Annotated in this window: 19 protein-coding genes and 1 pseudogene; 12 read left to right on the plus strand and 8 right to left on the minus strand. The window is 73.5% G+C overall.

Annotated features, from left to right (window positions below; translation table 11 throughout):
- Window positions 1–48 precede the first annotated feature (48 nt).
- Window positions 49–372 (plus strand): DMT family transporter, encoded by a 324-nt coding sequence (locus ACFVXJ_RS21530; RefSeq protein ID WP_389663768.1) that lies wholly within the window; start codon window positions 49–51, stop codon window positions 370–372.
- On the plus strand, window positions 372–899 hold the full coding sequence (locus ACFVXJ_RS21535; RefSeq protein WP_389663770.1) for a TetR/AcrR family transcriptional regulator: 528 nt from the start codon (window positions 372–374) through the stop codon (window positions 897–899). The genes ACFVXJ_RS21530 and ACFVXJ_RS21535 overlap by 1 nt, the downstream gene beginning before the upstream one ends.
- A gap of 52 nt (window positions 900–951) precedes the next feature.
- Here the strand turns inward: ACFVXJ_RS21535 and ACFVXJ_RS21540 are convergent, their stop codons facing one another.
- Entirely contained in the window at window positions 952–1,830 is an 879-nt protein-coding gene (locus tag ACFVXJ_RS21540) for a winged helix-turn-helix transcriptional regulator (protein ID WP_389663772.1), read from the minus strand.
- Between the two features lie 149 nt (window positions 1,831–1,979).
- Between ACFVXJ_RS21540 and ACFVXJ_RS21545 the strand changes: the two genes are divergently transcribed.
- Both ACFVXJ_RS21545 and dapD read left to right on the plus strand, forming a co-directional pair.
- A complete protein-coding gene (locus tag ACFVXJ_RS21545) occupies window positions 1,980–3,233 on the plus strand; it encodes an MFS transporter (protein WP_389663773.1) in 1,254 nt (417 codons plus the stop codon).
- A 9-nt stretch (window positions 3,234–3,242) separates the two neighbouring features.
- Window positions 3,243–4,223 (plus strand): 2,3,4,5-tetrahydropyridine-2,6-dicarboxylate N-succinyltransferase, encoded by a 981-nt coding sequence (gene dapD, locus ACFVXJ_RS21550; RefSeq protein WP_389663775.1) that lies wholly within the window; start codon window positions 3,243–3,245, stop codon window positions 4,221–4,223.
- A gap of 82 nt (window positions 4,224–4,305) precedes the next feature.
- On the opposite strand, the gene ACFVXJ_RS21555 is transcribed toward dapD, so the two are convergent.
- From ACFVXJ_RS21555 to ACFVXJ_RS21565, 3 genes are all read right to left on the minus strand, one after another.
- On the minus strand, window positions 4,306–4,560 hold the full coding sequence (locus ACFVXJ_RS21555) for a hypothetical protein (RefSeq protein WP_389663777.1): 255 nt from the start codon (window positions 4,558–4,560) through the stop codon (window positions 4,306–4,308).
- A 240-nt stretch (window positions 4,561–4,800) separates the two neighbouring features.
- On the minus strand, window positions 4,801–5,232 hold the full coding sequence (locus tag ACFVXJ_RS21560) for a GNAT family N-acetyltransferase (protein ID WP_389663778.1): 432 nt from the start codon (window positions 5,230–5,232) through the stop codon (window positions 4,801–4,803).
- Between the two features lie 80 nt (window positions 5,233–5,312).
- Window positions 5,313–7,154 carry an endonuclease/exonuclease/phosphatase family protein gene (locus ACFVXJ_RS21565; RefSeq protein WP_389663780.1) on the minus strand — a complete coding sequence of 614 codons (1,842 nt, stop codon included), beginning with the start codon at window positions 7,152–7,154 and terminating at the stop codon, window positions 5,313–5,315.
- 272 nt (window positions 7,155–7,426) lie between these two features.
- Here ACFVXJ_RS21565 and ACFVXJ_RS21570 point away from each other — a divergent pair, with 272 nt between their 5' ends.
- On the plus strand, window positions 7,427–8,983 hold the full coding sequence (locus ACFVXJ_RS21570) for a hypothetical protein (RefSeq protein WP_389663782.1): 1,557 nt from the start codon (window positions 7,427–7,429) through the stop codon (window positions 8,981–8,983).
- A 948-nt stretch (window positions 8,984–9,931) separates the two neighbouring features.
- Entirely contained in the window at window positions 9,932–11,371 is a 1,440-nt protein-coding gene (locus tag ACFVXJ_RS21575) for an alkaline phosphatase PhoX (protein ID WP_389663783.1), read from the plus strand.
- A 51-nt stretch (window positions 11,372–11,422) separates the two neighbouring features.
- On the opposite strand, the gene ACFVXJ_RS21580 is transcribed toward ACFVXJ_RS21575, so the two are convergent.
- The 4 genes and pseudogenes from ACFVXJ_RS21580 to ACFVXJ_RS21595 all read right to left on the minus strand — a co-directional run bounded on the left by ACFVXJ_RS21580 (window position 11,423) and on the right by ACFVXJ_RS21595 (window position 14,910).
- Complete coding sequence (locus tag ACFVXJ_RS21580; RefSeq protein ID WP_361313450.1) at window positions 11,423–11,599, minus strand: hypothetical protein; 177 nt, start codon at window positions 11,597–11,599, stop codon at window positions 11,423–11,425.
- 102 nt (window positions 11,600–11,701) lie between these two features.
- Window positions 11,702–12,907 (minus strand): TerD family protein, encoded by a 1,206-nt coding sequence (locus ACFVXJ_RS21585; RefSeq protein ID WP_389663785.1) that lies wholly within the window; start codon window positions 12,905–12,907, stop codon window positions 11,702–11,704.
- Between the two features lie 62 nt (window positions 12,908–12,969).
- Window positions 12,970–13,186: pseudogene (locus tag ACFVXJ_RS21590) on the minus strand (hypothetical protein).
- Between the two features lie 197 nt (window positions 13,187–13,383).
- Window positions 13,384–14,910 carry an aldehyde dehydrogenase (NADP(+)) gene (locus ACFVXJ_RS21595; protein WP_389663787.1) on the minus strand — a complete coding sequence of 509 codons (1,527 nt, stop codon included), beginning with the start codon at window positions 14,908–14,910 and terminating at the stop codon, window positions 13,384–13,386.
- Between the two features lie 157 nt (window positions 14,911–15,067).
- On the opposite strand from ACFVXJ_RS21595, the gene ACFVXJ_RS21600 reads away from it, so the two are divergent.
- The 6 genes from ACFVXJ_RS21600 to ACFVXJ_RS21625 all read left to right on the plus strand — a co-directional run bounded on the left by ACFVXJ_RS21600 (window position 15,068) and on the right by ACFVXJ_RS21625 (window position 21,151).
- Window positions 15,068–15,880, plus strand: coding sequence for an IclR family transcriptional regulator (locus ACFVXJ_RS21600; RefSeq protein ID WP_389663789.1), 813 nt, complete (start codon window positions 15,068–15,070; stop codon window positions 15,878–15,880).
- Window positions 15,881–16,039: 159 nt separating this feature from the next.
- Entirely contained in the window at window positions 16,040–17,044 is a 1,005-nt protein-coding gene (locus ACFVXJ_RS21605; RefSeq protein ID WP_389663790.1) for a hypothetical protein, read from the plus strand.
- Window positions 17,045–17,104: 60 nt separating this feature from the next.
- Entirely contained in the window at window positions 17,105–18,424 is a 1,320-nt protein-coding gene (locus ACFVXJ_RS21610; RefSeq protein WP_389663792.1) for a sensor histidine kinase, read from the plus strand.
- The gene (locus tag ACFVXJ_RS21615) at window positions 18,421–19,086 is read left to right on the plus strand and encodes a response regulator (protein WP_389663794.1); all 666 of its coding nucleotides are present in this window, start codon (window positions 18,421–18,423) and stop codon (window positions 19,084–19,086) included. The genes ACFVXJ_RS21610 and ACFVXJ_RS21615 overlap by 4 nt, the downstream gene beginning before the upstream one ends.
- A 62-nt stretch (window positions 19,087–19,148) precedes the next feature.
- A complete protein-coding gene (locus ACFVXJ_RS21620; protein WP_389663796.1) occupies window positions 19,149–20,597 on the plus strand; it encodes a peptidoglycan D,D-transpeptidase FtsI family protein in 1,449 nt (482 codons plus the stop codon).
- Window positions 20,598–20,659: 62 nt separating this feature from the next.
- On the plus strand, window positions 20,660–21,151 hold the full coding sequence (locus ACFVXJ_RS21625) for a GNAT family N-acetyltransferase (RefSeq protein ID WP_389663797.1): 492 nt from the start codon (window positions 20,660–20,662) through the stop codon (window positions 21,149–21,151).
- The last annotated feature ends 7 nt before the right edge of the window (window positions 21,152–21,158 follow it).

Below are 21,158 nucleotides of genomic sequence, written 5' to 3' on the forward strand. Positions count from 1 at the left end.
CCGGCCTTTGTGTACCGGCGTACGTAAGGCATGTGTACTGTCGTACACATGCCTTATGTGTTGCTCGCGGCGGCCATCGCCTCCGAGGTGGCCGGGACCACCGCCATGAAGTACAGCGACGGTTTCACCCGGCTCTGGCCCTCGCTCGGCACGCTGACGGGGTACCTCATCGCCTTCACCCTGCTCGCGCAGACCCTGAAATCCATGTCGGTGGGCACGGCCTACGCGATATGGGCCGGGGTCGGCACGGCCGCCATCGCCGCCATCGGGATGGTGTTCCTGGGGGAGGCGGCCACCGCGGCGAAGATCGCCGGAATCGCCCTGATCATCGGCGGGGTGGTCCTGCTCAACCTGGGCGGGGCGACGCACTGATGGCGCGCCGCCACGACCCCGACCGACGGCAGCGGATCATCGACGCGGCGATCCGGGTGGTCGGTGCCAAGGGCATCGCGGGGCTGAGCCACCGCAGTGTGGCGGCGGAGGCCGACGTACCGCTGGGGTCGACGACCTACCACTTCGCGACACTGGACGAGCTGCTGGTGGCGGCGCTGCGGCAGACGAACGAGGGCTTCGCGGCGGCGCTGTCCGAGCTCGGGGACGGCGACCTGGCGGGGGCGCTGGCCCGCCGGCTGGGGGAGTTCCTGACGGCGGACCGGGCGGGCGCGGAGCTGGAGTACGAGCTGTACCTGGCCGCCCTGCGCAAGCCGGCGCTGCGGCCGGTGGCGGCCGAGTGGTGCGACGCGGTGGTGGCGGCGCTGGCCGAGCGGGTGGACGCGGCGACGGCCCGAGCGGTGTCGGCGGTGTTGGACGGCATCAGCCTCCAGGTCCTGCTGACCGAGGCCGAGTACGACGAGCCGTACGCGCGCGGGCTGTTGGCGCGGGTGCTGGGGGAGCCGTAGGCGGGCCCGCCGCTCCCGGGCCGTCGGCTCGGGCGCGGTCGGCGTGGCCCGCTCAGGGACCGTCGGAGCGGACGGCGGCGAGGGCGGCCCGGACGCTCGCCTCGATGTCCCGGATCGGGTAGAACACCTCGCGCACGGTCCGCTCCCGGTCCACGACCAGGGTCAGCCGCTTGATCCGGCTCACCCCCGCCGCCCGGAAGGTCGGCAGCCGGAGCGCCGCGACCAGTTCCAGGTCCGCGTCCGAGAGCAGCGGGAAACGCAGGCCCTCCGCCTCCGCGAACTCCTTCTGCTCGTCGGGGCGTTGGGTGGAGACCCCGTGCACCGTCGCGCCCGCCGCCGTGAACTGCGCCAGCTGGTCCCGGTAGGTGCACGACTCCAGCGTGCAGCCCTTCGCCCCGGGAATCCCCGCCCAGCCCGGCGGGTAGGACTCCGCCCGCGCGTACGCTCCCGGGAAGCAGTACAGGACGGTGAACGGGGTGTCGGCCACCGGGTCGCGCGGCTCGCCGAACCGGTCCGGCAGCAGCAGCTCCGGCAGTCTGCTGCCGCGCAGCGCGTGGACCCGTACCGCCTCGCGCGAGGATTCCGTCGTCGTCGCCGTCATCTCTCCCTCTCCGAGGATCCAGGTGTCGCCCCAGTCCTGGAGGGCGACCAGCACCGGCAGCAGGCCCCGCCCGCGCGGGGTCAGCCGGTACTCGTGCCGCACCGGGCGGTCCTGGTACGGCACGCGCGCCAGCACCCCGGCGTCCACGAGCAGCCGCAGCCGCTCGGTGAGCACCTTGCGGGACATGCCCAGCTCGCGCTGGAACGCCTCGAAGCGGTGCACGCCGCGGGCGGCGTCGCGCACGATCAGCAGCGTCCACCAGTCCCCGACGACGTCGAGGGCCTGGGCGATGGAGCAGTCCGCGTCACCGAGGGTGGTGCGCTGGGCCATGGGAACTCCTTTGTCCGTTGACCCGAGGCTGCCATGCTGACATAGTCCGTTCCCAAAAGGAACTTACTCGGAGGTGGGTGGCTGTGCCGCAGTGGTTCGGGAGACCGGGGTTCCGGGGGCCGAGGTTCGGGGCGCCGGCGTTCGGGGACGTGCCGAGGGTCGTGTGGCTGCTGGCGGCGGGAGTGTTCGTCAACGCGGTCGTCAGCTTCACGTTCGTCTTCGTCTTCCTCTACCTCTCGGGCCCGCGCGGGCTCGGTCCGGCCCAGGCGGGTGTCGCCGTCGGCGTCGGAGGCATCGGCATGGTCGCCGGGAACTTCACCGGCGGCTGGTACGGCGACCGTTTCGGCCACCGCCGGGTCCTCCTCGCCGCCGCCGGCCTCGGCGGGCTGACCCTGGTGAGTCTTCCGCTGCTGCCCACGCCGCTGCTGTACGCCGCCCTGCCGGTGGCCCAGTACGCCTCGGGCGTGATCCGCGCGGCCAACTCCGCGCTGGTCGCCGTGACCGTCCCGGAAGGGTCCCGCCGGCAGGCGTTCGCCGTGGTGCGCTGCGTCTCCAACGGCGGCTTCACCCTCGGCCCGCCCCTGGGGGCCCTCGTCGCGACCGCCCTGTCCTACGACTGGCTCTTCGTCGCCGACGGCCTCGGCAGCCTCCTCTTCGCCGTCTGGACCGCCCGGGTCGTGCCGGCCCGCGGCGCCTCCGGGAAGCCCGCCGCGGCCCCGGACGGGGGTCGGGGCCGCGGCGTATGGGGGGAACTGCGGGCGAGGCCGGCCGTGCTCGTCCTGCTCGGCGCGATCCTCGTCACCGACCTCGTCTACCGCCAGCAGTACGGCACCTTCCCGGTGTTCCTCGCCGACCACGGTCTCGACGTCGGCGCCTTCGGGCTGGTCATCGCGCTCAACGGGGGCGTCATCCTGCTGCTGGAGCTGCCCGCCGCCGTCGCCCTGCGCCACCGCCCGCCGCTGCCCGTCATCGCCACCGGGCTGGTGCTCGTCGGCGCCGGGTACGCGGCGCTGCTCGGCGGGGCGGGCGCGGCGAGCGCCGTCGTCATGATGGTGCTGCTGAGCCTCGGAGAGATCCTCTACAAGACCACCGCCACCGCCTACGTGGCCGACCAGGCGCCGGAACACGCGGTCGGCAGGTTCCAGAGCCTGTACGCCGGGGTCTCGATCAGCGGCGTCGTGCTCGGCGCGCCGCTGGGCGGGGCCCTGTACTCCGCCGCGCCGGGGCTGCTCTGGCCGCTGTGCGCCGCGCTGGCGGTGGGTGCGGGCGGGGCGGTGTTCACGGCGTCGGCGCGGCAGGCCCGCGGGGGTGACGCCCGAGTGGGGGACGCCCGTCGCGCCGGGGGACGGGAAGCGCGCCCGGCACATGAGACCGGTTCGCGACGCGAGCCCCTGGCCGGTTAGGTTTCGGATATGACTGCTACGCGTACCACCGGCGCCGTCGCCGCCGGACTTGCCACCCTCGCCGCCGACGGCACCGTCCTCGACACCTGGTTCCCCGCCCCCGAGCTGGTCGCCGAGCCCGGCCCGGCCGGCACCGAGCGCCTCACCGCCGAGCGCGCCGTGGAGCTGCTCGGCGAGGCCGCGCCCAAGGCCCTCGGGCCGGACGCGCGCCGCGGCGTCGAGGTCGTAGCCGTCCGCACCGTGATCGCCTCGCTCGACGACAAGCCGCTGGACGCCCACGACGCGTACCTGCGCCTGCACCTGCTGAGCCACCGCCTGGTCAAGCCGCACGGCCAGAACCTGGACGGCCTCTTCGGCCTGCTGGCCAACGTCGCGTGGACCTCGCTCGGCCCGGTCGCCGTCGACCAGGTCGAGACCGTGCGGCTGAACGCCCGTGCCGAGGGCCTGCACCTCCAGGTCACCTCGATCGACAAGTTCCCGCGGATGACGGACTACGTCGCCCCCAAGGGCGTCCGCATCGCCGACGCCGACCGCGTCCGCCTCGGCGCGCACCTCGCCGAGGGCACCACCGTCATGCACGAGGGCTTCGTCAACTTCAACGCCGGCACCCTCGGCACCTCCATGATCGAGGGCCGCATCTCGGCCGGCGTCGTGATCGGCGACGGCTCGGACATCGGCGGCGGCGCGTCCACCATGGGCACCCTCTCGGGCGGCGGCAAGCAGATCATCTCGATCGGCGAGCGCTGCCTGGTCGGCGCCGAGGCGGGCGTCGGCATCGCGCTGGGCGACGAGTGCATCGTCGAGGCCGGCCTCTACGTCACCGCCGGCACCCGCGTCACCCTGCCGGACGGCCAGATCGTCAAGGCCCTGGAGCTGTCGGGCGCGAGCAACATCCTCTTCCGCCGCAACTCGGTCACCGGCGCCGTCGAGGCCCGCCCGAACAACGCGGTCTGGGGCGGCCTGAACGAGGTCCTGCACAGCCACAACTGAGCCGGCCCGCCCGGCCGGTACGCGCGAACGCCCTCCCACACCCCCGAGCGGGGTGGGAGGGCGTTCGCGCGGGACGGGGTCCTCAGTGGAGGGCGATGGTGCGGATCAGGCCGGCGAAGGCCCGTTCCTCCTCCTCGGTCAGCTCGACCGTCTCCATCGGGTGGCCGGCCGGGCCGCGCTGGCCCGGGATGGCCGCGAGGCCCTCGTGCGAGCCGGGCTCGGGGTGGTGGAACCTGCTGCCCCACAGCATGTGGCCGAGGCCGATGACCCAGACCAGCGCGGCCAAGAGCAGCACGGCCACGCCGATTTCCCGGGCGAGGGAGATGGAGGGGAACACGCGGTCCTCCGGGTGTGCGGGGGGACGGGATCGGGCGTGGGCCTGGCGTGCGCGCGGCACGGGTCGGGCGCGTCGGGCGCGGGTCCGGCGTCGGTTCGGCGGGTCAGGCGTCGGTTCGTCGGGTCGAGCGGGTTTCGGCGTGGGGATACTCAACACCACAACCCGGGTGGAATGGGCACGGATGTGGCCGGCGTCACGTCGGGGACGAAACTCCTCATCTCGCCCTCCCGTCGATCGCGCTCAGCCCGTCAGCGACAGCTTGAACCCGTCGTGGCTGCGGGCGAAACCCAGCCGCTCGTAGAAGCGATGCGCGTGGACCCGGCGCTTGTTACTGGTCAGCTGCACCAGAGCGCAGCCGCGCTCGCGGGCCCGCGCCACCGCCCGCTCCATCAGTTCCGTGCCCAGCCCGTCCCCCCGCAGCTCGGGGCGCACCCGTACCGCCTCGATCAGCGCCCGCTCCCGGCCGCCCTGGCCGAGACCCGGGATGTACGTCAGTTGGAGGCAGCCCAGCACCCGGTCGCCGTCCGCCAGGACGAGCATCTCGTTGCGCGGGTCCGCCCCGATGGCGGCGAAGGCCCGCTCGTGCGCCTCGGTGACCGGGGCGTCGTCGCCGTCCGCCAGGAGGGCCAGGAGGACGGGCAGGTCGGCACGGGTCGCGGTGCGGAGGATCATGGCGGCAGTGTGGCAGGCGGCCCGGGCGGGAGAGCGCCCGGGCCGCCTGCGGCCTGCGGCCTACGGCCCGCGGACCGCGGTTACGGGCGGAAGCGCAGCACCTGCGGGTCGTGGTCGCTGTTCTGGGCGGAGAACTCGGCGTTGATGTGCACGCTGTCGTAGGAGAAGTTCTTCACCGCCGGGCTGGTCAGGATCTGGTCCAGCACCTGCGCGTTGCCCTGGTAGACATAGGAGTAACGTTCCGCCTTCGGCAGCGACTTGATCGCCGAGTACAGCGCGCCGCCGTCCTCCAGCGCCTTCGCCGTCCCCGAGAACTCGAAGTCGTTGATGTCGCCGACCGCGAGGACGTCGGCGTTCTTCTCGGTCGCCAGGATGTCCTTGACGAAGCCGTTCACGGCCTGCGCCTGGAGCAGCCGCTTGGCCTCCGAGGACCGCACCGGAGGCTGGTGCGCGGAGGTCAGGCCCTCGTCGCCGCCCTTCGAGGTGAAGTGGTTGGCGATCACGAAGACCGTCCGGCCGCGGAAGACGAACTCGCCCGCCAGCGGCTTGCGGCTGTCGGTCCACGCCGGGTTGGCCGGGTCGATCCGGCCGGGGGAGTGGGTCAGGGCCGCGTGGCCCTTCTCCGTCGTCACGCCGGTCGCGGTGGTGGAATCGCCGGCCGCGCGGTCGGTGAACGAGACGCGGGCCGGGTTGAACAGGAACACCTGGCGGATGTTGCCGCCGGGCTCGCCGCCGTCCTTGTTGTTCTCCGGGTTGATGGTCCGCCACTGGTAGGCGGGACCGCCCGCCGCCGCGATGGCGGCGGTGAACTTGGTCAGCGTCTGCTCCGCGGAGACGGTGCCGTCGTTCTTGGCGCCGTTGTCGTCCTGGATCTCCTCCAGGGCCACGATGTCGGGGGAGGCGAGGTTCTCGACGACGGCCTTCGCCAGGTTGTCGAACTTCGTCTGGGGATCGGACGGGTCGAGGTTCTCGACGTTGTACGTGGCCACCGCCAGCTCGCCCGGAGCCTGCGCCTTGGTCTTCTCGGGGGCGAGCGTGCCCGCCTGGACCTGCCCGAGGGTGCGCGCGACCAGGGTGTAGCCGCCGAACTGGTTGTAGTCGAGGGGGCCCTCGGTGGTGCCGGTCAGCTTGTCGCCGACGTTCGCCACGGGGAAGGGCTGCTGCGCGAGCGGCGCGAGCTGCTGGACCTGGAGACGGCCGGTGTTCTGGGACTCGTACGAGCCGTAGAGCGTGCCGCCGCGCTTGGCGGTGTTCTCCCAGCCCTTCACCGTGACCCACAGCTCCGAGTACGGGTCGGTGGGGCCGACGACGCGTGAGGTGCCGATGCGGACGTTCATGCCCTCCAGGGACTCGTAGTAGTCCAGGGCGTACCGCGAGGGGTCCAGCGGCAGGCCGTTGATGCTGCCGGCGGCGGACGCGTCGCCCGCCGGGGCGTACTCGGCGGGAACGCTGTACTCGTTGATCGTTACGGCCTCGGGCAGCGCGTTGCCGGAGGAGACCACCGTGACGGCCGGCTTGGCGATCTGGGTGATCGACTGGTTGCCGGAGGAGACCCCGCCCGGGACGTACTCGCCGACCGTGCCGTTCACCTTGACGGCGTCGCCGACCGCGACGGTCGGGACCGAGCTCGTGAAGACGAAGATGCCCTCACTGGTGGCGGCGTCGTCGTCGGCGTCCGGGTCCTGCATCCAGAAGCCGCGCGAGCCGAACGTGCGCACGCCGGTGACGATGCCCTCGACGCCGGTGACCTGCTTGCCGTTGAGCGGGGATATCCGGGTGGTGCCCTGGATGTCGTGGATGCGGACCTGATCGGCGGACGCGGCGCCCTCAGCGGCGTCGGCGGAGCCCGCGAGCAGCCCGGTGGCCAGGGCCGTGGCGACGAGGGCCGCGATGGCGGCGGAACGGGGGTGCGAGGAGCGCATGGTCAGGAACTCCGGTGTGTGGAGGGGGGAACCCGAAGGACCGCGGGTGCCCGGAATGGTGTGGAGGGTTTGGGGCTGGGTCTTCGCTATGTCTACGCGCGTCAATTTCCTGCGTGGGGCGTGAAGTTGTCAAGGTCTCCAGGGAAGACGGCAGCTGACTGTGGGATGAACCAAAGGCGTTGGCCCCCTGGACGTGCCCGATATGCGTCTACGCTGGGCGTCGCCGTTCGGCCCGACGGTCCCACCACCGCGTCCCCGAGGAGAACCGCCCCATGTCCGCAGAGCCGCACCCCACGCTGCCGCCGGTACGGCTGCACTCCGATGCGGAGCTGGCCCGCGACGCCCTCGTCGCACCCCTGTTCGCCCGGGCCGTGCGCCTCGCGCGGTGGGCCGGACCCGACACGCGCGTCGAGATCGGCGGCGAGCTGGCCGCCGACCAGTTGCCGCGGGCCGCGACCGTACTCGGGTTCGACGCGGTCGACCCGGACGGCCCGATGTACGCGAGCCAGGCATGGCGGGTGGCCGTCGACACCGGGCTGGTCGACGTGACCGAACCCGAACTCGAACATGAGGCCGAGGCCGAGGCCGAGGCCGCGCCCGAAGCCGAAGCCGAAGGCGAACCGGAATCCGGCGCCGCCTCGCCGGGCGGCGGCGCCGGTGCGCCGGAGCACGGCACCGCCGCCCCCGGCGAGGACCTCGCGCTGATCGGCGCGGGCGCGCCCGCCGACGTGCTCGACCTGTGGCTGGCCGCCTTGGACGCCGTCCTCGCGGACGCCGCCGTGCCCCCTCTGAACGACCTCGTCGACGCGCTGGAGGGCGCCGGGGAAATCGACTTCGACCGCCTCGACTGGAACCCGGCGCGCGAAGCGGACTTCCTGGACGGGGTCCTCGCCAACCTCTACCTGCTCACGGTGGCGGAGGGCGGCGCGGGGGAGAGCCCGGTGCCGCTGCCCGTCCTCGCCGCCTCCATGGTCGTCCCCGACGACATGGGGGAGCCGACCGACGCGGTGTTGGAGCAGGTCTCCGACGCGATGATGCGCCTCGACGACCAGTTCCGGCAGCTGGAACCCATCGGGCTGGTCGAGTTCCGGCCCGTGGACCAAGAGCTGATGGCGGGGACGGACGACGAGGAGTTGCTCCCGGGCCCGGCCGACGCGGACGAGGACGACATCGCCCGGTACGGCATGGTGCGGCTGACTCCCCTCGGCCTGTACGGCGTCCGCGCCCGCATGCTCGAAGCCGGGGTGGAGGCGCCCGCGATCGGTGAACTGGCCGACAAGGGCGCCGACGCGCTGCTGGACGCCGTCTCCCACTACCCGGAGCACGCGGCGCAGGCCGAGATGGAGCAGTGGCTGGCCGGACGCGAACTGCCGTCGGCGGTCGCCGAACTGCTCGACGCGGCGCGGGGTGACGACGAAGGGGCCCCGCTGCGCCGGCTGCGCTGCCAACAGGCCCTCGCCCCGGCCGGACCGGAGGCGGAACCCGCGGTCCGGGCGGTGCTGGAGGACCCGCGCCTGGGCGGGCTGGCACGGGTCTGGCTGGCCGAGCGGGGGGCGACGGACGTACCGGCCCCGGACGGGGCGATGGTGTTCTGGCTGACGGTCGACACGATCGCGGCGCAGCTCGCGGCGGACGGGGAGGCGGAGGAACTGCCTCTGTTGATGCGGAGCCTGACGGGACACCACGCCGGGTTCTTCGACGAGGTCTGGCGGGTGGAGCACCCGGCGACGGCGGACGTCCTGGAGGCGATGGGCCGCCTGCACCCGGACAAGAAGGCGGCGAAGGCAGCCCGCAAGGCCGCCTTCAAGGCCCGCTCCCGCCGCCGCTGACACCCTTCTTGGGGGCGGGGCGGCGGGGTGTTCCGGCCGGTGGGCCATCCGTGGCCGCCGGCCCGCGCTCCTGTCGGCCCGGGCGGCGTACCAGTGGTCGGGCCCGCCGGGGACTTCGAGCGCGCCACCGGGCGGTGGGCGGAGGCCGGGGTGGCGGCCCGGGCCCAGGTCGGGCCAGGTGTTCGGTGGGGTCACCCGCGGCTGCCGGCCGCCCGGTGGCGGGCCTCGGCCGGCCGGTCGGACGGCAGGTGGCGTACCGGTGGTCGGGTTCGCCGGGTCCCGGACCAGGTGTGTTCCCGGCCGTCGGCGCGGGGCGTGGGCGCCGGGTTTCCCACCGGTATCGGACCGGGTGTCCCGTGACGGGCTGGGGCGCGCCGGGCTTGGGGCGCGCCGGACCCGGGCGGGCTGTCGAGTGCGGGCACCTACCGGCCCGGTCGACCGAGACCGGGCGCCCCAGGGCCGGCAGGTCCGCCGTGTCCCGGCCGGCTCCGGCCCGGCCCGGGGTCCGTCCCGGCTCCGGCCCGGCTCGGGAACGGGGCGGCCGGGCGTTTCGGGTGCCCCGGTCCGCCCGCCCGGCGAGGGCCCGCCTCCCGGGCGGGCGGCCCCGCCGGTGCCGGTGCGGAGCAGGCAGACTCCACCACCCGCCCGCGCCGGTGCCGGCGGGGCCGGTGAGGGCGGCCCGGCTCGGGGCGGGGCATCGGGCGGCGGGGGCACCGGTTCCTGTTGCGCGCCCGGCGGCCCCGGCGGCTCGCCGCGACGGCAGGGTCCGGGCCGGCGTCCGCAAGGGGGTACAACGAGCCGATCAAAGGCCGGAGTTCGCCATTCCGAGGCGCGGGCGAGGGACAGTCCGGTGCCGGGGGTAGTTCAGCCGGCGTTCACGTGCGGGCGCGAGCGTGTGCGCCGACGACCGTACGACAGGCGCACCACCGTCCACCCCTTGGAGCCACGATGCCCCTCAGCCGCAGAGACTTCACCTCCCGCACCGTCATCGCCGGTGCGGGAGTCGCACTCACCGGGACCGTCGGCGCGCTCGCCACCGCCCCCGGCGCGCTTGCGGCCGACGGCACCGCGTGGCACGAGGAGAACGGTCACCCGCGCGAGCCCGGCTACGGCCCGCTCGTCTCCGACCCGGCCGGAATCCTCGCCCTCCCGGCCGGTTTCACGTACCGCGTCATCACCCACAGCGGCGTGACGAAGCTCGACTCCGGTGAGAGCACCCCCTCCAACCACGACGGCACGGCCGCCTTCGAGGGCGCACGCGGAGTCACCCTCCTCGTCAACAACCACGAGTTGAAGGGCCCCCGCTCCGGCTGGGCCCGCCCGGTCCCGCTCACCGAGGGCCTCGTCTACGACCCCGCGGCCTCCGGCGGCTGTACGGTCGTCGAGGTCCGCCGCGGCGGCGAGGTCGCCGAATGGGTCGGCATCGCCGGTACGTCCACCAACTGCGCCGGCGGCGCCACCCCCTGGGGCACCTGGCTGACCTGCGAGGAAACCGAGGACCTGGCCGGCAAGAACGGGATGACCAAGGACCACGGCTACGTCTTCGAGGTCGATCCGCACGACCGCCGTGCCAACCGCGACCCTCAGCCCGTCAAGGCGTTCGGGCGGTACGCGCACGAAGCCGTCGTCATCGACCCGCGCCAGGGCCACGCCTACCTCACGGAGGACGCCTCCGGCCCCAACGGCCTGCTCTACCGCTGGACCCCGCCGCACGGCTTCCGCCACGGGCGCGGCAAGCTCCGTACGCTCGCCCCCGACGCGGGCGTGCTCGCGGCGGCCAAGTGCTTCGACAGCTCGGGGCGGTTCGTGGACGACCTCTCGCGCGCGACGCAGACCGGCACCGTGTACGGGGTCGACTGGGTGGAGGTCCCGGACCGCGACGGGCGTACGACGTCGGTGCGCAAGCAGTTCGGGGCGGACGCCGTGACCCGGGCGCGCAAGCTGGAGGGCATGTGGTGGGCCGACGGGGGAGCGTACTTCGTCTCCTCCTATGCCCGGTCCGAGAGCCCGGGCCCCGCGCACGACGGCCAGGTGTGGTTCTACGACCCGAAGCGCCGCACGATCCGGCTGATGGTCCTGCTCGGGGTGAACCCCGACCCGTCCAAGGACGGTGCCTTCGACGGCCCCGACAACATCACGGTGTCGCCGTACGGCGGTCTGGTCATCGCGGAGGACGGCGAGGGCGTCCAGCACCTGCTCGGCGCGACGGAGTCGGGCCGCACCTATCCGCTCGCCCGCAACGAGATGAACATGGGGACGGCCGAGAACCCCGAGTACTCGGAGTTCACCGGCGTCTGCTTCGCACCGGACGGGCGCACGCTGTACGCCAACATCCAGGAGCCGGGGATCATGCTGGCCATCACCGGGCCTTGGCGGCGCACCCGCTGAGGAGGCCGACGAACGGCGGCCGGGCCGATACGGCCCGGCCGGCTACCGGCCCTACTGGGCCGGGGCGGCCTCCGCGCGGGACGCCGCGGCCCATTCCTCGAGCAGGAATTCGTACGCCTCGGAGGGCCACTCGTCGTCCACTCGGGTCTCGACGAGGTGCCGGATCGCCGCGTTCGCCTCTGCGGCGGACGGGCGGGCCGGACCCGCGGGCTGGAGTGTCTTCTGCATGGTTACAAGGCTACGGGCGGCCACTGACAGTCACCTCCGATTTAGAGGTGTCATCGCTCACCCGGTCCCGGCACCGGTCGCGCCATGTGGCCGCCCACCTGCTCAGAGTGCTTCCGAGGCTGGCTTGACCATGCCCCGCACTGTGCGGGACTTCACAAAGTCGCCCATGGCCGTCATCTCCCACTCGCCGCTGAACTGCTTGATCAACTTGGCCATCATGACGCCGGTCTGCGGCTCCGCTCCGGTGAGGTCGAAGCGGACCAGCTCCTCGTCGCTCGCCGCGTCGATCAGCCGGCAGTAGGCCTTCGCCACCTCGCTGAACTTCTGGCCGGAGAAGGAGTTGACCGTGAAGACCAGGCCCGTGACCTCGGCGGGCAATCGGCCGAGGTCCACGACGATGACCTCGTCGTCCCCGGCCCCCTCGCCGGTCAGATTGTCACCCGAGTGCTTGACGGCGCCGCCGAGGATGGACAGCTTGCCGAAGTAGCAACTGTCGATGTGGTTGCGCTGCGGGCCGTAGGCGACGACGGACGCGTCGAGGTCGATGGCCCGGCCGCCGAACGCGGGCTCCCAGCCGAGGCCCATCTTGACCTGGGAGAGCAGCGGGCGGCCGCCCTTGACGAGCGAGACGGTCTGGTTCTTCCGCAGGTTGACCCGCCCCTTGTCGAGGTTGATCTTCCCGGGGCCGGCGGCCGGTGTGGCGGCGGGCGGCGCGGGGGCGGCTGTGACCGGGGCAGGGGCGGGCGCCGACGGCATCGGCGGGGCAACGGTCGAGGGCGCGGCCGTGGGCATCGGCGGGACGGCCGCCGCCGGCTCCTCCTCCACCGTGACCCCGAAGTCGGTGGCGATGCCGGCGAGACCGTTGGCGTACCCCTGGCCCACGGCGCGCACCTTCCACACTCCGCCGCGCTGGTACACCTCCACCACCACCAGGGCGGTCTCGGCGCCGAGCCGCGGTGGGGTAAAGGTGGCGATCACCGCTCCGCTCACCGCGTCCCGCACGGTGGCGGTGGGCTCGATGCCCTGGAAGCTCTGTCCGGCGGCGTCCGGACTCGCCGTGACCACGATGCGCTCGATCCCCGGCGGGAGGGCGGAGGTGTCGACGGTGATCGAGTCGGGCGCCGAACCGCCGCCGGACCGGTAGTCCACACCGGGCCCGGACGGCTGGTTGTAGAAGATGAAGTCGGCGTCCGAACGCACCTTGCCGTCCGCCGTGAGGAGGAGTCCCGACACGTCGAGCCGCACCGGGGCAGCCACGTCGACCGTCACACGGACGGTATGGAGCGGCAGATTGGAACCAGGGGTCATAGCGGTCATGCCCGGAGAACGACCGACACCGCTTTGCCGTTCCCTTACCCTCGCAAGACTTCTCAGCCGCGGTTGCGCGGGTGGTTCCGGGCCGAGCGCTCGTCGCCGGATTTGTACGCCCCGGTCCGGCGGGCCATGACGAGTCGCGGGTCGCCGGAATCCACCTCGGCGGGGAACTTCCCGGCCCGGGCCCCCCAGGGTGCCCGCGGCGCGGCCCCGGTGCGTGATGACGACGCGGTCGCCGTGTTTCCCATGCGTGAACCCGTGCGGCTTCGGCATGGGCGGCAGCCTGCCGTGCCCGGGGCGGAGGCGGCAACGGATTCGGGCCGCCTCCGCGAGCGCGCCGGAACCTCCCGCGGCCGACCGGCCCGGCCCGCGGCCCGGTGGCCTCCGCCGGACCCGCCGCTCCCGCGCGCCCGCCCGGCGCCGTCCGCGCACTCCCGGCCGCCCGCCGTAAGTCGCCCGTCGGACGCCCGTCAGCCGCCCGTGACCCGCCGCGGCAGGCCGAGCGGGTTGCCCTCGCGCAGCTCCGCCGGGAGCAGCGCGTCCGGCACCGATTGGTAGACCACCGGCCGCAGCCAGCGCTCGATGGCGGTGGCGCCGACCGAGGTCGAGTGCGAGGTCGCCGCCGGGTACGGGCCGCCGTGGTGCTGGGCCGGCGCCACCGCGACCCCGGTCGGCCAGCCGTTCACGACGATCCGGCCGGCCAAGCCGGTGACCCGCTCGATCAGTTCGGCGGCCGGTCCGGGGGCGCCCTCGGCCTCGGCCGTCGAGAGCTGGAGGGTGGCGCTCAGGTTCCCCGCGAGCCGGCCCAGCACTTCGGCCGGCTCGCGCCCGTCCGCGTACCGGACGACGACGCCGACCGGGCCGAAGCACTCCTCCAGGAGCACCTCGTAGGACGGCCCGCCGTCGAGGAGGGTCCGGGCCGGCACGCTCAGGTACCCGGCGGCGACGGTGTGTTCACCGGCCGGGCCGGGTGCGACGGGCGCGTCGACGCCGGGCAGCGCCGAGCGCTCGCGGACCCCGGCGACGAAGGCGTCCCGCATCCGGTGGTCCAGCAGCACCCCCGGCCCGCTCTCGCCCAGCGCCTTGCCGAGCGCGGCGGTGAGGCGGTCGCCGTCCGGACCCTCGGGGACGAGGACGAGCCCCGGCTTGACGCAGAACTGGCCCACGCCGAGCGTGAGCGAGCCCGCGAGCCCCGCTCCGATCTCCTCGGCGCGTTCGGCGACCGCGGCCGGGGTGACCACGACCGGGTTCAGCGAGCCCAGTTCGCCGTGGAAGGGGATCGGCACGGGCCGGGCGGCGGCCGCGTCGAACAGGGCCCGCCCGCCCCGGATGGAACCGGTGAATCCGGCCGCCGCGACGAGTGGGTGGCGGATCAGCTCCAGCCCGGCCCCGAAGCCGTGGACGACCGACACGATGGCGGCCGGCAACCCGGCGTCCACCGCCGCCCGGCGCAGCAGGGCGGCGCACAGTTCGGAGGTGGCCGGGTGGTCGGGGTGCGCCTTGACCACCACGGGGCAGCCGGCGGCCAGCGCGCTCGCGGTGTCCCCGCCGGGCACGGAGAAGGCGAGCGGGAAGTTGGAGGCGGCGTAGACGGCGGTCACGCCCAGCGGCACCTTGTAACGGCGCAGTTCCGGGCGCGGCGGAGTCAGCGACGGGTCGGCGCGGTCGACGCGGATGTCGAGGTACCCGCCCTCGTCCACGGCATCGGCGAAGGCCCGCAATTGGCCGGTGGTGCGGGCCAGTTCGCCGGTGAGCCGGCCGGGTCCGAGGGCGGTCTCGGCGTCGGCGGTTTCGACGACCTGGTCCGCCGCCCCGTCCAGCATGTCGGCTGCCCCGCGCAGGAAGGCGGTGCGGGCGGCGCGGTCGCTCAGCGCGCCCCGGGCGGAGTGCGCCGCGCGTACGGCCCCGTCCACCTCCCGGGATGTGGCCTCCACCGCAACCTGACCGTGTTGCTTCCCGGTGCGGGGGTCCACACTCCAGACTGGTGTTGCTGCCATGGCGCACTGCCTCCTGGATCTACGCTGACCCGCGCGGTGTCGTCGTTCAGTATTCTGAACGCCGTTCCGAAGGATGAATGATCACATCCAGCGTGGACTCTATTTCCGCGTCTTCCCGGTTGACAAGGGAAACGACACAAGAGGGGCACGAAGGCCGATGACCACAGGTGAGTCCGGGGCGTCAGGGGACCAAGGCGCGGAAGCGGGCGGTCCGGGGGCGCCGGCGGCCGTCAAGTCGGCCGTGCGCACGGTGATGTTGCTGGAACACTTCGCGGCCCGGCCGGGACTGCACAGCCTGGCCGACATCCAGCACGACCTCTCGCTGCCCAAGTCCAGCCTGTACATGCTGCTGCGCACGCTGGTGAACCTGGGCTGGGTGGAGACGGACGCGACGGGCACGCGGTACGGCATCGGCGTACGGGCCCTGCTGGTCGGCAGTTCCTACATCGACGGGGACGAAGTGGTCGCGGCGGCCCGGCCCACCCTGGACCGGCTCTCCGACGACACGACGGAGACGATCCACCTGGCGCGGATGGACGGGACGAGCGTGGTCTACCTCGCGACCCGGCCGTCCCAGCACTACCTGCGGCCCTTCACCCGGGTCGGTCGGCGGCTGCCCGTGCACTCGACGGCCCTGGGCAAGGCGCTGCTGGCCACGCACACCGACGACGAGGTGCGGGGGCTGTTGCCGCGGCGGCTGGAGGCGGTGACCGAGCACACCATCACCGACCGGGAGCGGCTCGTGGACGAGTTGGCGCTGGTGCGGGAGCAGGGCTACGCGGTCGACCGGGAGGAGAACACCCTCGGACTGCGCTGCTTCGGGGTGGCGGTGCCCTATCGCACTCCGGCGCGGGACGCGGTGAGCTGCTCGGTGCCGGTCGCCCGGCTGACGCCGCAGCACGAACAGGCCATCAAGGCGGCGCTGTTCGAGGCCCGCGACCGGCTGTCGGTGGTGACGCGGCGGATGTGAGGCGCTGGTGTTGAGGCGGTGGATGTGAGGCGGTGAACGCGGGGGTCCTCCCGCCGGGCGGGGGTCCCTCCCCCGGACGGAGGTTTCTCCCCCGGACGGGGGAGGCGGTTCCCCTTCACGGGGGAGGTGGCGGGGCGGCGCGCACGCGACCGTTGGGTCATGACCACACGAGCGGTGCACAGGAGCGAGACGACGTACACGGCGCGGCCGCCGGCCGGCGGCCCGGGGGCCTCCCGTCCCGGGGCCGTCGGACGGATCCTGCGAGCGGCGGCCCTGGCCGCCACCGTTCCCTACCTGTGCCTCAAGGGCGCCTGGCTGGCGGGGAGCCGCATCGGGATACCGGACGGCAGCGTGCTGCTGGAGCCCGGCATGTTCTTCAAGGTCGCCAATGCCGTCACCCTGGTCATGGACTCGGCCGTCATCGTGCTCGTGCTCGTGTTCACACGGTCCTGGGGCATACGGGTGCCGACCTGGCTGCTGACCGTCCCGGTGTTCATCGCCACCGGACTGCTCGTCCCGATCGTCGTGGCCTTCCCCGCCCAACGCCTCATGGCGGTAGCGGGCGTGGGTTCCGGCGCCGCCGCGGAGGCGGCCAAGGAGCCCTTCCTCGACCCTTGGGTGTTCAACGTCGTCTACAGCGGCTTCATCGTGCAGGCCATAGCCCTGGCCGGGTTGTTCGTCCCCTATGCGCGGAAGCGCTGGGGCAGCCGCTGGCAGGGCGTCCTGGGGGAGCGGCTCCCGTCACCCACGGGGGTGGTGGCGGGAGCCGCGGCGGTGACGGCCGTGGCCGTGGCGGCCGTGCAACTCTTCTGGGCCTTCGGCGGGACGGCCGGGCTCAGCGCGTCACAGATCGCCCGGTTCGATCCGCAGACGGGCGCGGTGTCCGCCACCCATGCGATATGCGCCCTGGCCGCGGGCGCGGGCGCGGTGAACCTGGCCCGGGGCGGAGCCCGACGGGCCCGGGGGGCGCTCGCCGTGGCATGGACCGGGTCGGCGGCCGCGGCCTGCTGGGGCCTGTGGCTGTTGATCGCCTCGACGGGTGCCACCGATCCCGAGGAGGCGGTCACCCTCGCGATGGTCCTGACCTACGCTGGCCAGATGATCACCGGTCTGCTCGCCGCCGTGGTCCTGACCCGGTTCCTCGCCTCACGCCGCACCGCGTGAGGGGGACCGGCGCGGGCGGGAGAGGGCCGACGGGGCAGTGGGGTGCCGGGGGGCGATGGAATGGCGACGGGGGTACGGGCCGGTGTCGCCCGGCTGCTGGGGGCGCGGGCCCGACGGCGGTGGGTACATCTGATCCTGGGCGGCGCCCTGCTGATGCCGTACTTCCTCCTCGCCGAGGTTGCGGTCAGTGTCGTCGCGGGTGTGGGCAACGTCCTCGGCTCCACCCGCCTGACCTTCGCCGCCTACGGGGTCTCCCTGCCCCTGGCCGCGCTGACCGCAGTGTTCGCGCTCGTCCGGCCGATGTCGGCGGGCGCCGTACGGGCCCTGTGCGGGGTGCCCGGCGAGCGGCTGGCGGAGGGGCCGGCCCGGTCCTGGCAGGCCCGCGGGCGGACTTCGGCCTGGTGGACGTTGCACCTGGGGGTCGGCGCGGTCATCAGCGGGATGAGCCTCGCGGTACCGCCCATGGCGGTCGTGCTCATCGTGCTGCCGTTCGTGCGCCGGCTGCGGGACGTGCCGGTGGGGCTGGGATGGTTCCGTACCGGCGCCGAGCCCTACACCGCCCCGCTGCTGGGGATCGCGCTGCTGTGCGGGCTCGTCCTGTGCGCCGCCGCGGCCGGGGCGCTGCTGGCCCGAGCGGCGCCCGTCCTGCTCGGGCCGACCGCGGCCGACCGGCTGGCGGCGGCGCAGGAGCGGGCCGCCGACCTGGCGGTGCGCAATCGGCTGGCGCGGGAGCTGCACGACGCCGTCGGGCACGCGCTGAGCGCGGTCACCCTCCAGGCGAACGCCGCCCGGCGGGTGCTGGAGAGCGACCCCGGCTTCGTACGTGAGGCGTTGGCCGCGATCGAGGACACCACCCGGCGGACGGTCGGTGAGCTGGACGCCGTGCTGGGCCTGCTGCGGGAGGGCGACGGCACCGACGGGTCGGACCGGTCGCGGCCCGCGCCGACGCTCGCGGCGGATCTCGACGGCCTCCTGGCCCGTTCCCGGGCGGCCGGCACCCCGATCACCGCCCACCAGGACCACGGGGCCGCCGGGGACTGGACCCGGCTCCCCGCGATCGTCTCCCGGGAGGCGTACCGCATCGTCCAAGAGGGCCTGAGCAACGCCCTGCGCCACGGCACGGGCCCCGTCGAGCTGTGGATCGCCGTACGGGACAAGGGAAACGGCACGCACCGCGAACTGGAGATCACCATGACCAACCCGCCGGGCACCGCCGAGGGGTCGAAGCCCCGCGCGACGGGCGGGCGCGGCCTGCGCGGCGCCGCCGAGCGGGCCGCGCTACTCGGTGGCGGCGTCGAGGCCGGACCCGTCGAGGCAGGCCCCGGCGAGGAGCGGTGGCGGCTGCGCGCCGTCCTTCCGCTGGGCGGGCAAGAGCGATGAGCCGGCCGCCCCTGCGCATCGTGCTCGCCGACGACGAGCGGATGGTCCGTACCGCCCTGCGCGTGATCTTGGAGGCCGAACCCGACCTCGATGTCGTCGGCGAGGCGGCCGACGGCGCCGAGGCGGTGTCCCTCGTACGCGCGCTGGCGCCCGATGTGGTCCTGATGGACGTACGGATGCCGGGGATCGACGGCATCCGCGCCACCCGGCAGATCCTCGCCACCATGGCCGAGCCGCCCCGGATCGTCGTCGTCACCACCTTCGAGAACGACTCCTACGTCTACGGGGCGCTGCGCGCCGGCGCCGCGGGTTTCCTCCTCAAGCGCGCCGACCCGGACGAGCTGATCGGGGCGGTACGGCTCGTCGCCCGCGGCGACTCCCTGCTCTTCCCCGCCGCCGTCCGCTCCCTCGCCGCCACCCAGGCGGCCGGCGACCCCTCCGCCACCGCCCCCTGGGTGCGCCGGCTGACCGACCGGGAGGCCGACGTACTGCGCCTGATCGCCACCGGCCTGTCCAACCACGAGGTCAGTGAACGCCTCGGCGTCGGGCCCCAGACGGTCAAGACGCACGTCGCCGCCATCCTCGCCAAGACCGGCTCCCGCGACCGCACCCAAGCGGTGATCGCCGCCTACGAAGGGGGGTTCCTCATGAGGAAAAACTGAGAACCCGGCCACAATCGGGGCAGAGCGGAACGTCTGACGCCGCTCGCACGTCTTTCCGGGGGATGAACAAGACGATCAGGCGCGCGTCGGTCTTCTGTCTGCTTCTGGTGGCGGCCCTCTTGATACGGGTCACCTGGGTGCAGGCGTACCAAGGCCAGGCGCTCGCAGACGACAAGCACAACCGGCGCAACCTCATCGGGCAGTACGAGAACCCGCTGGGGAACATCATCGTGGGCGGCGAGGCGATCACCGGCTCGGTGAAGACCGGCGGCAAGGACTTCGAGTACAAGCGCACCTACGTCGACGGCCCGCTGTACGCGCCGATCACCGGCTACAGCTCCCAGGCGTACGGGGTGAGCATGCTGGAGGGCGTCTACAAGAACATCCTCAACGGCTCCGACAGCCGGTTGAAGACGCCGATGGACATCCTCACCAACAAGCGGGCCGCCCCGGGCAACGTGTTGACCACCATCGACAAGGGCGTCCAGAAGGCGGCCTACGACGCGCTGCAGGGCAAGCAGGGTTCCGCCGTGGCGATCGACCCGGCGACCGGGCAGATCCTCGCGATGGTGAACAACCCCTCCTTCGACCCGGGCCGGATCACCGGCGCCGCCGACGAGCAGGCGTGGAAGGAGCTCTCGGCCGACCAGGGCAAGGCGATGGAGAACGTGGCGCTGCGCAAGCCGCAGGCCCCCGGCTCCACCTTCAAGCTGGTCACCATGGCGGCGGCCATCGAGAACGGGCTGGTCTCCGACATCGACGCGCCCACCGGCATCCCCGGCGCGTACACGATCCCGGGCACCCGCACCGCCCTGCCCAGCGAGGCCGGCAACGACGGGTGCAACAACGTGTCCGTGCGCACCGCGCTGCGGCTGTCCTGCAACAACGTCTTCGCCGACCTGGCGTCCAAGCTCGGCCAGGACAAGATGCGCGCGATGGCGGAGAAGCTGGGCTTCAACAAGGAGACCGCCACCCCCGTCACCGCCCGTCCCGCGAGCAAGTACCCGTCGACCAAGATGTCGGTCGACCAGGTCGCACAGACGGGTATCGGCCAGTTCGACGTGCAGGCCACGCCGCTCCAGATGGCGATGGTGACGGCGGCGATCGAGAACGGCGGCAAGCTCGTCGCGCCGCACATGGTCTCGGAGGTCACCGATTCCGGCGGCAACGTGCTGGAGAGCTTCAAGGACCCCAAGTCGGACCAGGTCATGAGCGCCAAGACGGCCTCGATGCTCCAGGACGCGATGCGCACCGTCGCGACCCAGGGCGGCGGCAAGCCCGCGCAGGTAGCGGGCGCCGAGGTCGGGGGCAAGACGGGTACCGCGCAGCGCGGCGTGAACAACAGCCTGCCGCCGCTGGCCTGGTTCACCTCGTACGGGAAGATCGACGGCAAGCAGATCGCCGTCGCGGTGGTGATCGAGAACTCGGACACCGACCGTTCCGAGATCGGTGGCGGCAAGCTGGCCGCGCCCATCGCGCAGAAGATGATGGCGGCGTGGCTCAAGAAGTAGCCCTCCCGCCCGCGGGGCGCCGCGCCGGGAACCGACACGGTTCCCGGCGCGTTCCCCTGTCCATGATCCGAACCGCGCGCCCCGATGACCTCGACGCCATCGCCGCCCTCCACACCCGGGCCCGTGCCACCTACTACCGGGGCCGCGTCCCCGAGAAGGTCTACGGGGGCGAAGCGGAAGTCGCGCGCAGCCGCGAGGGCTGGGCCCGCGCCGTCGCGCGCGCCGGCTCCGAAGGCGGCGTGTTCTGCGCCGAACAGGACGGCATACTCACCGGGGTCGCCGCGTTCCGCACCGCCGACGGGCAGAGCACACTGACCCAGTTGCACGTGGACCCCGCCCACTGGCGCCACGGCACCGGCGCGGCCCTGCACGCGGCCTGCCTGGACGCCTGGCGCCGGGCCGGGGTCACCCGGGCCCGCCTGGAGGTGTACGAGCACAACACGCGCGCCCAGTCCTTCTACGCCGCCCTCGGCTGGCGCCCGGAGCCGGCTGCGGCCCGCTCCGGCAGCCACCTCACGCTCTGGCTGTGCGTGGGGGACCCGTCCGGGGAATGAGACGCTC

Origin of the sequence: Streptomyces sp. NPDC058279, assembly GCF_042881255.1 — a bacterium.
Classification (GTDB): domain Bacteria; phylum Actinomycetota; class Actinomycetes; order Streptomycetales; family Streptomycetaceae; genus Streptomyces.

What these genes read in the sequence shown, in the direction of transcription:
- ACFVXJ_RS21575 (WP_389663783.1), top strand. Translation starts at nt 9,932, where the DNA reads ATGCCCCTCAGCCGCAGAGACTTCACCTCCCGCACCGTCATCGCCGGT.
- ACFVXJ_RS21600 (WP_389663789.1), top strand. Translation starts at nt 15,068, where the DNA reads ATGACCACAGGTGAGTCCGGGGCGTCAGGGGACCAAGGCGCGGAAGCG.
- dapD (WP_389663775.1), top strand. Translation starts at nt 3,243, where the DNA reads ATGACTGCTACGCGTACCACCGGCGCCGTCGCCGCCGGACTTGCCACC.
- ACFVXJ_RS21625 (WP_389663797.1), top strand. Translation starts at nt 20,660, where the DNA reads ATGATCCGAACCGCGCGCCCCGATGACCTCGACGCCATCGCCGCCCTC.
- ACFVXJ_RS21530 (WP_389663768.1), top strand. Translation starts at nt 49, where the DNA reads ATGCCTTATGTGTTGCTCGCGGCGGCCATCGCCTCCGAGGTGGCCGGG.
- ACFVXJ_RS21610 (WP_389663792.1), top strand. Translation starts at nt 17,105, where the DNA reads ATGGCGACGGGGGTACGGGCCGGTGTCGCCCGGCTGCTGGGGGCGCGG.
- ACFVXJ_RS21595 (WP_389663787.1), bottom strand. Translation starts at nt 14,910, where the DNA reads ATGGCAGCAACACCAGTCTGGAGTGTGGACCCCCGCACCGGGAAGCAA.
- ACFVXJ_RS21620 (WP_389663796.1), top strand. Translation starts at nt 19,149, where the DNA reads ATGAACAAGACGATCAGGCGCGCGTCGGTCTTCTGTCTGCTTCTGGTG.
- ACFVXJ_RS21560 (WP_389663778.1), bottom strand. Translation starts at nt 5,232, where the DNA reads ATGATCCTCCGCACCGCGACCCGTGCCGACCTGCCCGTCCTCCTGGCC.
- ACFVXJ_RS21615 (WP_389663794.1), top strand. Translation starts at nt 18,421, where the DNA reads ATGAGCCGGCCGCCCCTGCGCATCGTGCTCGCCGACGACGAGCGGATG.
- ACFVXJ_RS21605 (WP_389663790.1), top strand. Translation starts at nt 16,040, where the DNA reads ATGACCACACGAGCGGTGCACAGGAGCGAGACGACGTACACGGCGCGG.
- ACFVXJ_RS21565 (WP_389663780.1), bottom strand. Translation starts at nt 7,154, where the DNA reads ATGCGCTCCTCGCACCCCCGTTCCGCCGCCATCGCGGCCCTCGTCGCC.
- ACFVXJ_RS21570 (WP_389663782.1), top strand. Translation starts at nt 7,427, where the DNA reads ATGTCCGCAGAGCCGCACCCCACGCTGCCGCCGGTACGGCTGCACTCC.
- ACFVXJ_RS21580 (WP_361313450.1), bottom strand. Translation starts at nt 11,599, where the DNA reads ATGCAGAAGACACTCCAGCCCGCGGGTCCGGCCCGCCCGTCCGCCGCA.
- ACFVXJ_RS21535 (WP_389663770.1), top strand. Translation starts at nt 372, where the DNA reads ATGGCGCGCCGCCACGACCCCGACCGACGGCAGCGGATCATCGACGCG.
- ACFVXJ_RS21540 (WP_389663772.1), bottom strand. Translation starts at nt 1,830, where the DNA reads ATGGCCCAGCGCACCACCCTCGGTGACGCGGACTGCTCCATCGCCCAG.
- ACFVXJ_RS21585 (WP_389663785.1), bottom strand. Translation starts at nt 12,907, where the DNA reads ATGACCCCTGGTTCCAATCTGCCGCTCCATACCGTCCGTGTGACGGTC.